We start from the raw sequence: 12,227 nt of genomic DNA on the forward strand, positions 1-12,227 counted from the left end.
GTGGCGAACTGGGAGACGCCGCCGCCGACGTCGTTGACGAACCGGTTGTTGAGGATCATCGGCGCCTCCACGAAGCCGCGCGCCCGGTCGCGCTTACCGACGACGCCGTTGAGGGAGAACGTTTCGCCGGGTTTGACCACGTAGCCGTCCACGATGTCGGCGATGCGGTGGATGTTGGTCACGCGCGGCGCGCAGCAGGGATGCTGGGTGGTGAAGGAGCTGACCCGTTCCTTCACCCCGAGCTTCTTGGCCGCCTCGGTGGTCACCCGGGGCCGGGTCTCCGTCACGGGGACCTTGACGTCGCGCCGGCCCGCCGTGACGGCGGTCGCGACGGCCGTGCCGAGGGCCTTGGCGTCGATGCCGCGCCCCAGCCGGTGGGGGACGACCTGGGGCCTGCCCTTCACGATCTTGAACGAGGCGTCCTTGGGCCGCTGGGCGGCGGTGATGAGCTGCTTGTCCAGGGCGGGCACGAGGTCCTTGGCGGCGAAGGAGGGGCGGAGCCTGCCCCGGCCGTCGGCGACCCAGCGCAGCCCCGCCGCCACTTGGGCACCCGACAGGGCCGCCTTCTGGGAACCGTTGGTCAGGGTCAGCGGGGTGGCGACGGCGGTGCGGGCCGGGCCGGAGCTCACCCGACGCACCTCGGCCGCCGTGGTCGCGGGCGGTTGCGGGCGCGTGGTGAGCGGGACCGCGACGCGGCCGGCCAGGAACGCCTCGCGCAGGTCGCCGGCCGCGGCGTCGCGGTCGAGGGCGCGGCCGGCCTTGGGGAGGGTCGCCCGCGGCTGCGTACCCTGGTAGCGCACGCCGCCCTCGCGCGGTTCGGCGTCCACGGTCTTCGCCAGTTCGGCGAGCTCGGCCTTGAGACGCGTCTCGTTGAGCGTGATCCGGGGGAGCACCTCACGGCGGACGCCACCGAACAGCGCGCGCCACAGCCCGGCCGGGGTGCCGCCGCCCTCGAGCGCGGCCTCGACCGTCGCCGGGACGTCCACGCCCATGCCGAGCTCCGCGGGGGTCCGGCGCATCGTCTTGCCGGCCGCCGACAGCGCCAGCGGGCGCGCGGCCCGCCGGTCGAACTCCGCCTCCAGCCGCGTACGGGCCTGCGCCTCCGGCAGCCCGCCGACGTCCACGCCCGCGATCCAGGTGCCCTTGGGCACCTCACCGGCCAGCGCCACCGCGGGAATCCCGTACGCCACGGCGGCGGCCACGACCACGGCGGCCACGACGACGGTCACGCGACGGGCCGCCCGGCCCTTCCTGGCCCGCCGGGCGGGCGGCGTCTGCAGGCGCGGCGGCGGGTTGACGGTGTTCGGCTCCATCAGCTGATCCGGGCGCGGGCATGGGGAGGGAGGGCGGGGGTGCCCATTTCGCACATGGCGGGAAGTGTAGCCACACCAACCAAGAGCGGTCGCAGGGATTGGAGCAGGGGAAGCGCGGTCAGCGGGCGAGCTGCGGCACCGAGGCGCCGGCTCCGTGAACCGTGCGGTGGATCGCCGCGAAAAGGTCGTCGAGGGCGTCGGGCGCGGCCGTGAAGTACACGCGGTGCGCCTCACGGGTGCTGGTGACGAGCCCGGCCGCGCGCAGCAGCGACGTGTGGTGGTGAACGGTCGCCTCGGTCAGCCCCAGCGCCCCGGCGAGCGCGTGGCCCGTGATCGGCGCAAGGGTGATCATGCGCAGGATCGTCAGCCGCTGCGGATGGGCGAGGGCCTTGAGCGCCGCCGCCAGGTCCGCGAGGGGCGTCTGGTCGTGGGGCTGGACCGGGTAGACGAGCAGCGCCGTGTCCCCGGACGTCAGCCTGGCGCTCAGGAACGGCGCGATCGCCGGCGACGGGATCAGCACCACCTTCGCGAACGCGTCCAGCTCCGCGAACCGCCACGGCGGGAACAACTGCCGGGCCACGTCGTCCAGGGGCAGCGCGTCGAGCAGGGCTTGGGCGGTGCCGGCGGCGGCCAGTTGCGGCGCGAGCAGGTCGTGCCCGGAGATCACCTGACGGTAGCCGTCGAGAAGCGCGGTGAACCCGGCCGCGGCCCCGGCCGGGTCCGCGAGGAGCGACTCGGCGGCGGCGGTGTCGAAGCGCTCGCCGGCGAGCTCGCCCAGCAGCCGCCGGGGCCGCGCCCGCCCGGCGAGCACGCGGGCGACCTCGTCCTCGCGCCGTCCGTGCTCGGCGGGCGTGGCGTCGGGGGAGCGGAGCATGGCCTGGGCGAGGACGACGGGCGGGGTCCGGCCGAGGCCGGCGATCAGCTCCGCCAGGGAGTGCAGGCCGTGGGCCTGGGCGAAGGGGATGACGTTCATGCCGAGCGCGATGTCGCCGCCGAAGAACCGGTCGGCCGCGGGCTGGAGCTCGGCGGGGATCGCCGTGCCGGACCAGGCTTCGGCGAGCGCGGTCAGGCCGTGGCGGGCCTGCGTGTGGCGATAGAGGAGCACCAGCGCCTCGTACGCGGTGCCGGTCGTCACGCTTGCGTCCGCTCTGCCCATGCGTGCAACATTAGAGACATGACTAATGTTGCTGCAAGTGACACCGCGATCTCGATCCGTCCGGCGACCGCCGGCGACGCGGGCACCGTGCACCGCCTGATGCGCGAGCTGGCCGGGCACCAGGGCCAGGAGGCCGGGCTGAGCGTCACCGTCGACCGGCTGCGGGAGTTCCTCGGCCGGCCGGAGGTGACGTACCTGCTGGCCGAGCGGGACGGGCGGGCACTGGGCTACGTGTCCTGGTTCGACCGGCCCAGCCTGTGGTCCGGCGACGACTATCTCGCGCTGGACGATCTCTACGTGTGTGCCGGGGAACGGGGAGCGGGGGTCGGGGAGCTGCTGATGCGGGCGGCCGCCGGGCTCGCCGCCGGCAGGGTCATCCGGTGGGAGGTCGGCGAGTCCAACAAGGCGGCGCAGCGCTTCTACGAGCGGATCGGGGCGACCCTCACCTCCAAGCTGATCTGCCGGTGGCGGGTGGAGGCGTAGGGGCCGGCCGGAGCGATCCGCTGCGCCCCCCGGATCGTCCCCCTCAGCTCGGTTCGCCGCCCTCCGCCAGCGCCCGCCGGTAGTTCGCCAGGCGATCCTCGGCGCTGTCGAGGCAGCAGTTGGCGCAGCGCACCCTCTCCGCCGAGGTGTAGTAGAGGCAGCAGGTGTTGCGCAGGTAGAACAGGCCCTCCCGGCCGCCCTCCCGGAGCCGGACGACGGTGCCCAGGCGGTCGAGCTCGCCCGTGGCGGCGGCCAGGAACAGCCGGGAGGCGCGCTCCAACTGGGCCGCGTCGCCGCCGCGGCGGCTGGCGACGCAGAAGGCGGCCGCGCAACCGTGCGCCACGCCGCCGTAGAGCTGCCGCAGCCCGGCTCGGGTGCGTACGCGCATCGCCCGCGCCAGCGGCAGCAAATGGTCGTCCAGCACCCACGAGACCAGGGTCTCCAGCGATCCCTCCGTGACGGCGGGCTCCCGCAGGCCGACGGCCTCGAAGCCGTGCCGCCGGGACAGCCGCACGGCGACGTTGTGCGGGCGCACGTCGATGACGACGCCCTCGACCGCCCAGGCGAGCACGGCGGAGGCGGTCACCGTGCCCGCGTACACGGCCAGAACGGTCAGCGCCGTCGCGTGGTCGGAGACCTGGCCGCTCACCCGCCGCTCCGCGTCGAGCACCCGGCCCAGCTCGTCGGACCACGGATCCAGCAGCCTGTCACAGCCGATCCAGTCCTCCCCCGGCGTGAGGCCGCGCTCGAGCCGGAAGCGGTCGCCGAAGGATTGCAGGCGTGCGAAGACGTCCGTCACTCTTTCCGTCCCTCTTTCGTGGGGTGCGCAGCAGGGCGGCTGAACCCGTGCGAAGAGAGATACGTACCTCCGGACAAAACGGCGCGTTCCAAACGAGGACGGCGCCGAGGCGAGGTTCGGAGACGATGAGCATGCCGGCTGGCACGAAGGCGACGATCGACCGGCGACCCCCGGAGGCGGCCGCATCGGGACCTTGGAGCCGCGGGGTGCGCCTGGTCGTCCTGGCGGGCGCGGTCGTCGTCGTGCTGCTGATCGCCACCGGGATCACGCTCTACCTGCGTCCGTGGGAGGAGCCGCTGACGGTCACCGGGGCCTTCGGCCGGCCGCCGCAGGTCACCTTCACCGAGGGCAAGAGCCCGGCCGAGAGCCTGGCCGCCGAGACCGTGATAGCGGGCAAGGGAGCGGTGGCGGCCCAGGGTGACCTGGCCGTCGTTCAGTTCGCCAGTTACGCGTGGGCCGGCGTCGCGCACCGGCGACTCGAGAGCAGTCACGACGGCGGCAGGCCGGCGGTGATGCGCATCGGAGAGCTCATCCCCGGCCTGAACAAGGGGCTCACCGGCAAGAGGATCGGCAGCCGGGTGGTGATGTCGATCCCGCCCAAGGACGGCTACGGCGCCGGCGGCCACCCGGAAACGGGGGTGACCGGGGCCGACACGCTCGTCTACGTCGTCGACCTGCTGGCCACGTACCCGAAGACCGCCTCCGCGCGGGGCCGGGCGATCCCGGCCGAACCCGGCCTTCCCCAGGTGGCGGCGGGGGCCTCGCCGCAGGTGACGATCCCCGCGTCGGACCCGCCGAAGGAGCTGCGGGTGCGGACCCTGATCGAGGGCGACGGGCCGGCCATCGGCGCGGACCAGATGCTGATCACCCACTATCAGGGACGGGTCTGGCGCAGCGGCAAGGTCTTCGACTCCTCCTGGGACAGGGGAGAGGTGGCGCCGCTGTCGTCGCTGAGCGGCACGATCCCCGGCCTGGTCAAAGGGCTCGCCGGCAAGAAGGTGGGCAGCCGCGTGCTGCTCGTCGTCCCGCCCGAGGACGGATACCGGAAGAACGCCCCCGAGGCGGGCCTCAAGGACGACGACACGGTGGTCTTCGTCGTGGACCTCCTGGGAGCGTACTGACGGCTCACGCGTTGCGCGAAGTTACGAAGATTGCGGCGACCGGCGGCCCACGACATCCGGCGCCCCACGCTCCGCGAACAGCGGAAGAGACGGAGATTCTTTCGCGCGGAGAGGTGCTCGACCGTGGGGAAATGCACGCAACGAATCGTGGTCGGCCGGGCGGGTGACGTGCCGCCGTGGCTGCTGGACGGCATGTTCCGGCTTCGGCACAAGGTCTTCTTCGAGCGCCTGCGCTGGGACGTGGGCAGCCTCCACGGCAGGGAGCGTGACTTCTTCGACGACTGCGACCCGGTCTATGTGATCAGCTACGTGGAGGACCGCCAGGAGGTCACGGGGTGCTGCCGGCTGCTGCCGACCGACGGCCCGTACATGCTGCCCGACGTCTTCTCCGAGACGTTACGGGGTGGCGAGGCGCCTCGTGACCCGGCCGTCTGGGAGATGAGCCGGCTGGCCACCGGCCCCGCCTGGTCGCGTACCGTGGCGACGGGGTTCGGCTCGCTCGCCCGGGCGCTGCTCTGGGAGGCGTTCCGCTGGGTCGACCGGCACGGTGACACGGTGGTCGCGGTGTCCAGCGTGGCCGTGGAGCGCAGCGTGCACGCCATGGGGGTGCGCACCCGGCGGCTCGGCGACGGCAGGGCGACACGGGTCGGCGCGCTGCTCTGCTCCGCCTACACCACCTCGACCAGGGACTTTCTGGAGAACGCGCCGGCCGCGCCGGACGCGGAGCTCGGCTGCCACGAGATCGCCCCGGACTGAGCGCTCACGGGCCGGGGGTGTTGCCGTTTCCCTGGAGCCGCCCGCCCAGCGTCTCGCGCAGCACCTCCAGGACTCCCGCCGGGGCCGTGACCACCCAGCGGCGGCCGACGAGATGGGTGCCGCCGTACATCTGGGCGTACTCCAGCCAGTCGCGCCGGCCCTGCTCCGTGGTGAAGCTGGTGACCACGTAGTTTCCGTCGGCCGTCTTGCACACGCCCTGACGCAGCTCCTGCGCCTTCGTGCGCATCTCGGGCCTGCACCCGACCTTCGCCGAGAGGTCCTCGGCGCTGAGCGCGGTCTCCTCGAAGCGCCTGGGCCGCTCCTCCGCGGCGGCGCACGCGGTGAGGAGAACGAGCGCGGCGACGGCGCCCAGAGTGCCCAGAGTGCCCTGCCATGGACCGGACATCATGCTCCCTCCCGAAGAGAGGTACGCCGCCGTCCCGCGCGCGGTTCACCGGTGCGGCGAGCATTGCCACCACTGTGTGGCGCATAGTACTGTGTGCCGCATGGTGACCGGAGACGCGTACGACAAGCTCGAACTGGAGCTGCGGCGCGGCGTCGTCGTCCTCGCCACGCTGTCCCAGTTGCACACCGCCCGCTACGGCTACGAGCTGCGCCAATCGCTGTCCGAGAGCGGCATGCCGATCGAGGAGGGGACGCTCTACCCCCTGCTCCGGCGGCTGGAGTCCCAGGGTGCGCTGACCAGTGAGTGGCGCACCGACGGCGGCGCGCCGCGCCGCTACTACGTGCTCAGTGACGACGGCCGCGAGCTGTGCCGGCGGCTGACGATCGCCTGGCGCGGCCTCAACGAGACCATGGATCTTCTCCTGAAGGACGGGGAGCGCCATGAACGCTGACGATCTCATCCAGAGCTACGTGGACGACGTGGCCCGCCTGCTGCCCCGCAAGCAGCGGCGGGATGTCGCGGCCGAGCTGCGCACGCTCCTCACCGAAGAACTCGCGGCCAGGGCCGCGGAGACGGGCCGCGCCGCCGACGAGGGCATGGCCCGTGACCTGGTGCTCGCCTTCGGCCGTCCGGCCGAGGCCGCCGCCCGCTACCACCCCGTCATGACCCTCATCGACTCGGCCGACTCCCGGAGGTTCCTCCGCCTGACCTTGATCGGCGTGGCCGTCATCTGGGGGTTCGGCCTGGTGGACGTCATGCTGCGTCATCCGGTCGACTCGGTCCTCGACGTGCTCGACGTGCTGCGGAGGTGGTGGCTCGGCGCCGGCCTGGCGGTTCTGTGGTGGCCGGGGCTGCTCGTGGTCTGCTTCGCCGCGGCGGCCTGGCTCCGCCGCCACCGGCCGGAGCCGACCGCGTGGAAACCCCGCCCCATGGACCGCGAGCGGGTCAACCGCGCCGGCCATGTCGCCGGCATCGTCGCCGCCGTCTGCGGACTGCTCGTGCTGTTCAACGCCGGGAGGCTGCTCGACCACTTCTACGACGGCCGCGCCGCCGCCCACGCCTACCAGGTGTTCGCCCTCGACGACGACTTCCTGAGCCGCCGCGCGCCCTGGCTGCTGTCCCTGATGGTCCTGCACCTCGCGCTCTACGTGGTCCTGATCGTGCGCGGGCGCTGGCAGCGGCTGACCCGGCGGATCGACCTCGGCCTGACCCTCGCCGTCTGCGGCGCGCTCGCCTGGGCCCTGCTCGGGGGCGCCGTCTTCGAGGCCGGGCCGACCGACCAGATCGTGAAGGGCGTGAGCGTGCTGATCATCCTCGGCGCCCTGGCCGACGTGGGCCTCAAAATACGGCGCGAGCTGCGGCGCGCCAGCTACCTGCCCTCCACCTGAACGCGGAGCCCCCGCGGGCGGCGCGACCGCCCGCGGGGGCTCTTCACGTCACAGCGCGGTTCACGTCACTGCACGGTGATCCGGTCCACCTCGACCGTGATCCCCTTCACCTGGGGCGTGGAGGTGGCCGTCGTCACCCTGCCGACCCCGGTGGTGACGCCTCTGATCTTCATCGTGTACGTCATGCTCCCGCCCGGGACCGCCGGATCGCTCCTGACGACCAGGTCCTCGGTGGGCGGCCCGGCGATCTGGTCACCTCCCGTGCCCTGGTCGTTCTCGGCCCCCACGGTCAGGCCGAAGCCGGCCGGCGGGGCGCCGGGCAGGTCGGCCGGGTCGTAGGCGTAGCTGATGTCCTCCACGCCGTTGAGCCCGATCCACTGCTGGAACACCTTGGTGTCGGCGGTGCCGAAGAGGTTCACCCGCCACTCGATCACCAGCCAGTCGCTGACCCCGTCGGTGAGGATCGTGGCCAGGATTCCCGGGGCGGCGGTGCCGTCGAGGTCGGTCCAGTACGACGCGAGCACGCCGTTGGGCCGTGCCGGATCGGGCAGCGTCTGCGGCAGGAACGTGATGTCGTCGCCGACGGCGCCGCCCACGACGCTGTAGCCGTTGGAGGTCACGCCGATCCTGGAGTAGCTCTCGCCGGCGAAGAGGAAGGCGGGCACGGTGAAGTTCAGCGCCTGCTCGTCACCGATCGGGATGGGCGTGACACCGAAGGCGTCGAGCGGGATGTAGCCCGCGGGCCCGGCGCCGGGCGCGATCCTCGGCCGGGGCGGCTGCGTGGCGGCCAGCGTCGCCCTGGCGGTCGCGATCTGGGTGCCGACCCTGGTGGCGCCCGTGACGCTGTTCAGGCGCAGCCGGGAGTCGAGCGTGGAGATCGCGGTCACGTCCGCGCTCTCGAAGGTGCCGTTCGTCACGGTGACCGTACAGGTGGACTCGCCGGTGTTCCTGGGGACGGCGGCCGGCGCGCAGGCCTGGTCGACCGGCACCGCGCCCTCCTGGCGGAAGAACGCCACCGGCAGGCGCAGCGCGCGGGAGCCGCCGACCTGCTTGAGGTCGACCCGGCCGAAGTACTGCCCGTCGGCCAGCTCGGGCGCGGTGATGACGACGCTCAGATCGACGCTCCGGCCGGGCGCGACGCTGAACAGCGGCGGCAGCACCGTGATGGCGGCGCCGCCGACGGTCGTGCCGGAGGCGGTGAAGGTGAGCCGCGAGCCGGTGGTGTTGGTGACCGTGCGCTTGGCGGTGATGACGCCCGGCATGGTCGGCGCGTTCACCGACGGCAGGTTGAGGTCGATCCGGTTGAGCGGGTCGGCCGCCGAGGCGACGAAGTCGGCCGCGCTCTCGTCCAGCGTCAGGCCCGGGTCGCCGGCCTTGGTCAGGTCGATGCGCCCGCCGCCCACGTCGAACGGGTCGGCCGGGGTGGTCCTGTCCTCCTTGGTGACCGAGGTCTTGGCCGTGGTCTCCAGCGCCGACTTGACCTGGCCGGGACTCCAGGTGGGGTGCAGCGCGAACAGCAGCGCCGCCGAGCCGGCCACGTGCGGCGCCGACATCGAGGTGCCCGAGATGACCTGGAAGAGGTTGCCGGGCGGCCCCTCCAGCGGCGACTCGGGGGTCGGGGTCATGCCCGCCATGATGTGCAGGCCCGGAGCGGTGACGTCCGGCTTGAGGAAGTCCCCGCCGGGACCGCGCGAGGAGAAGTGCGCCATCGCGTCGCCCTGCCAGGTGGCCTTGGCCCCCTGCGTGAACGAGGCGGTGGCGCCCGGGTGCGCCGACAGGAACGCCATCAGCGTGTCGGTCTCGGGCTTGTCGAGATGGACGGACGGGATCCAGTGGGCGTCGGTGAAGACGTCGAACGGGAAGCTGTTGTAGAGGATCATCCCGGCCGCGCCGCCCTGCCTGACGTTGAAGCCCTTCAGCACCCGGTTGGGGGTCCGCTCACAGGCGACGATCTTGCCGGTGAAGATCCCCGGGGGCGCCGGGGTGGTGCACGCCGCGTTCGAGTACGGCGGCGCCGACGCCGGCACCACGGGCAGCGGCGAGGCCACGCCCGAAGTGATGGACGCGCCCTTGACCGTCGCCGTCGCCCCGCCGCCGGACAGCGTGATCGTGGACTGGAAGGTCCTGGTCTGCGAGGAGGCGGCCACCGTGGTCACCCACGGGCTGCGGTGATCGGTGGTGCCGGCGCCGGGCCCGGAGTTGCCCGCCGACGCCGAGACCAGCACGCCCGCCGCGTACGCGTCCAGGAACGCCAGCTCGACCGGGTCACTGTAGGGGTCGGAGCCGCCGGAGATGGAGAAGTTGATGACGCGGACGCCGTCCAGGATCGCCCGCGCCACGGCCTGCGCGGAGTCGGAGGGGAAGCAGCCCTCCGCGCCGCACACCTTGTACACCGAGACCCCCGCCCCGGGCGCGATGCCGTGGATGGGGCCGCGGCTGATGCCCAGCGGGTTCGCGTCGGCCACCGGGCCGCCCGCCGAGGTGGAGGCGGTGTGGGTGCCGTGCCCGTTGGAGTCGCGGGCGCTGTCGGGGTAGACCTCGCCGCCGATCACCGCGTTGTACGTCTCCAGGAACGGCTGCCCGCCCACCAGCTTGTTGGTGCAGGTGAACGGGTCGCCGGCCGGGGTGAGCGGGTTGTCGCCGAAGTCGCACACCCGGGGCGTGCCGTCCTTGGTCGGCCCCGGCGCGGGCAGGCCGGGCCGGTCGGCGAACGAGGGGTGCTCGGGCCAGGCGCCGCTGTCCAGGATGCCCACGATCACGCCCCTGCCCGCGGAGCCGCTGCCGCCGAGCCGGCCGTAGAGGGTGCCGGCGCCGATGAACTGCGGGCTGGAGTCGGTCAGCAACCGCTGCGGCCTGTCCTCCTGCACGGCGACCGCGCCGGGCAGCTTCAGCACCTCATCCGCCTTGTCGCCCGGGATCCGCAGCGCGATGCCGCCGTACACGGTCCTGATCCGCTGGCCGACCACGGCCCCGGGCACCTTCGCGGCCAGCTCGGCCACGAAGGCGTCCTCGACCTCCTGGATGTGCCTGCTGTACTGCCTGGCCTCGGCGCTTCTGGTGTCCAGCGCCCTGCCGGTGACGGCCGGGCTGGTGGCGGGCAGGCCGGGCAGGCCGCCCTGGTAGGCGGCGAGCGAGTCGTAGTCCAGCTTGACCACGACGTTGACCGGCGCGGACGAGGTGGCGCGGAGCAGCGCCTGGTCGCTCTTGGCGAGCTTGCCCGTCGGCGACTTGGCGCCGTCGACCAGCTCGGCGCCGGTCAGGGGCACGGCCCGCCACTTCGCGGGCGGTGGCGTCGGTGTGGCCTGGAGTGGGGCCGGGCTCATGGCGAGCACGAGGCTGAGCCCCGCGGCCACCGAGGCCAGTCGTCGCAGGGCGGATAAGCGGGAACGGGATGACACAAGGACCTCCTGGCGAGGGGCTGCGCGAACCCGCCGGAGGCGTCAGGTCATCCCGCGCGGAAGCACGCCGGAGAGATCATTGACCCTCCCCGGTGGGTGACGAGCGGCACCGGCCGCCCCGCGAAGGGCGGCTCGGTTCCGAACCGGAGTGTAAACACCGGTGCCCTGACCGAGAACCCCGCGGGATTGTCAAAAACCGGCCAGCCTGGGCCGGCGCGGGGGGCGGCCGGGGGGATAGTGGGGATGGCGGGGGGCTGGCGGGTGCTCCCGGCGGGCGGTTCGCCGGTGACCTGCCGGGCTTGGTCCGCGTACCGGCCGTGTTGCGGGCATAATTGGGTGCTACCAGCCGTCACCCGGGGCCGGTCGCGACCGCGCGTCCCCGAAGGCCCGATCAGCACCGGCCGCGGAAGTTGACGACTTCATCCGGCTGTGGAATGCTGAAGGCGGCATCGAGGTTGACACACATAGTACGTGTGGAAATTCGTGTGCAGTTTGCGATATGCTGCTCCCTCGCGCTGCCTTGCGACGCCCCGGATTTCGCCGGGGCGTTTGGCGTGCGTGCAGTTCGATTCCATCCGTGCCCTCCGGAAGGACATCTGTTGGCAGCCTCGCGCAACGCCTCCGTCATACCCGCTGGTCCCCGTCGTGTCTCTTTCGCGCGTATTCAGGAGCCTCTCGAAGTTCCTGACCTTCTCGCCCTTCAGGTCGAGTCCTTCGATTGGCTGCTCGGAAACGAGAAGTGGAAGGCCCGGGTAGAGGCGGCTCGTCAGGCCGGGCGCAAGGACGTCCCGACCCAGTCGGGCCTCGAAGAGATCTTCGAAGAGATCAGTCCCATCGAAGACTATTCCGGGACCATGTCCCTGTCGTTCCGCGACCACCGGTTCGAGCCGCCGAAGCACTCGGTAGACGAGTGCAAGGACAAGGACATGACCTTCTCCGCCCCGATGTTCGTGACGGCGGAGTTCATCAACAACACCACCGGTGAGATCAAGAGCCAGACGGTGTTCATGGGCGATTTCCCGCTCATGACGCCGAAGGGCACGTTCATCGTCAACGGCACCGAGCGTGTCGTGGTCTCGCAGCTCGTCCGCTCGCCCGGGGTCTACTACGAGCGCAACATCGACAAGACCTCGGACAAGGACCTGTTCAGCTGCAAGGTCATCCCGTCCAGGGGTGCCTGGCTGGAGTTCGAGATCGACAAGCGCGACAGCGTCGGCGTACGCGTCGACCGTAAGCGCAAGCAGCCTGTCACCGTGCTTCTCAAGGCGCTGGGGTGGACCAGCGAGCAGATCACCGAGCGGTTCGGCCAGTTCGAGTCCATGCGGGCCACCCTGGAGAAGGACCACACGGCCGGCCAGGATGACGCCCTGCTCGACATCTACCGCAAGCTGCGGCCCGGTGAGCCGC

The 12,227-nt window shown here is 72.2% G+C and carries 10 protein-coding genes and 1 pseudogene; 6 read left to right on the plus strand and 5 right to left on the minus strand.

The features are described 5' to 3' along the window. On the minus strand, positions 1-1,313 hold a 1,313-nt coding region (locus tag AB0I15_RS65860), incomplete at its 3' end, for a peptidoglycan binding domain-containing protein (RefSeq protein WP_358120722.1). Between the two features lie 118 nt (positions 1,314-1,431). Then, positions 1,432-2,469: a metalloregulator ArsR/SmtB family transcription factor gene (locus tag AB0I15_RS65865; protein WP_358120725.1), complete on the minus strand. Its 1,038-nt coding sequence runs from the start codon at positions 2,467-2,469 to the stop codon at positions 1,432-1,434. A gap of 18 nt (positions 2,470-2,487) precedes the next feature. On the opposite strand from AB0I15_RS65865, the gene AB0I15_RS65870 reads away from it, so the two are divergent. Continuing rightward, the gene (locus AB0I15_RS65870; RefSeq protein WP_358120727.1) at positions 2,488-2,952 is read left to right on the plus strand and encodes a GNAT family N-acetyltransferase; all 465 of its coding nucleotides are present in this window, start codon (positions 2,488-2,490) and stop codon (positions 2,950-2,952) included. A 43-nt stretch (positions 2,953-2,995) separates the two neighbouring features. Here AB0I15_RS65870 and AB0I15_RS65875 read toward each other — a convergent pair whose 3' ends face one another. After that, a complete protein-coding gene (locus AB0I15_RS65875; RefSeq protein WP_358120730.1) occupies positions 2,996-3,751 on the minus strand; it encodes a (2Fe-2S)-binding protein in 756 nt (251 codons plus the stop codon). 125 nt (positions 3,752-3,876) lie between these two features. Here AB0I15_RS65875 and AB0I15_RS65880 point away from each other — a divergent pair, with 125 nt between their 5' ends. Together AB0I15_RS65880 and AB0I15_RS65885 are read left to right on the plus strand one after the other, a co-directional pair. After that, positions 3,877-4,872 (plus strand): FKBP-type peptidyl-prolyl cis-trans isomerase, encoded by a 996-nt coding sequence (locus tag AB0I15_RS65880; RefSeq protein WP_358120732.1) that lies wholly within the window; start codon positions 3,877-3,879, stop codon positions 4,870-4,872. A 123-nt stretch (positions 4,873-4,995) separates the two neighbouring features. After that, positions 4,996-5,628 (plus strand): acyl-homoserine-lactone synthase, encoded by a 633-nt coding sequence (locus AB0I15_RS65885; protein ID WP_358120735.1) that lies wholly within the window; start codon positions 4,996-4,998, stop codon positions 5,626-5,628. A 4-nt stretch (positions 5,629-5,632) separates the two neighbouring features. Here the strand turns inward: AB0I15_RS65885 and AB0I15_RS65890 are convergent, their stop codons facing one another. Further along, positions 5,633-6,037 (minus strand): hypothetical protein, encoded by a 405-nt coding sequence (locus AB0I15_RS65890; RefSeq protein ID WP_358120738.1) that lies wholly within the window; start codon positions 6,035-6,037, stop codon positions 5,633-5,635. A 97-nt stretch (positions 6,038-6,134) separates the two neighbouring features. On the opposite strand from AB0I15_RS65890, the gene AB0I15_RS65895 reads away from it, so the two are divergent. Next, entirely contained in the window at positions 6,135-6,485 is a 351-nt protein-coding gene (locus tag AB0I15_RS65895) for a PadR family transcriptional regulator (protein WP_358120741.1), read from the plus strand. Then, positions 6,475-7,422: a hypothetical protein gene (locus AB0I15_RS65900; protein WP_358120744.1), complete on the plus strand. Its 948-nt coding sequence runs from the start codon at positions 6,475-6,477 to the stop codon at positions 7,420-7,422. Before AB0I15_RS65895 ends, AB0I15_RS65900 begins: the two co-directional genes overlap by 11 nt. A 65-nt stretch (positions 7,423-7,487) precedes the next feature. Here AB0I15_RS65900 and AB0I15_RS65905 read toward each other — a convergent pair whose 3' ends face one another. Beyond that, the gene (locus AB0I15_RS65905; RefSeq protein ID WP_358120746.1) at positions 7,488-10,820 is read right to left on the minus strand and encodes a S8 family serine peptidase; all 3,333 of its coding nucleotides are present in this window, start codon (positions 10,818-10,820) and stop codon (positions 7,488-7,490) included. 599 nt (positions 10,821-11,419) lie between these two features. Here AB0I15_RS65905 and AB0I15_RS65910 point away from each other — a divergent pair. Next, positions 11,420-12,227, plus strand: a pseudogene (locus tag AB0I15_RS65910) (DNA-directed RNA polymerase subunit beta); the annotation flags it as partial.

This window comes from Nonomuraea sp. NPDC050643, assembly GCF_040654715.1.
GTDB lineage: Bacteria > Actinomycetota > Actinomycetes > Streptosporangiales > Streptosporangiaceae > Nonomuraea.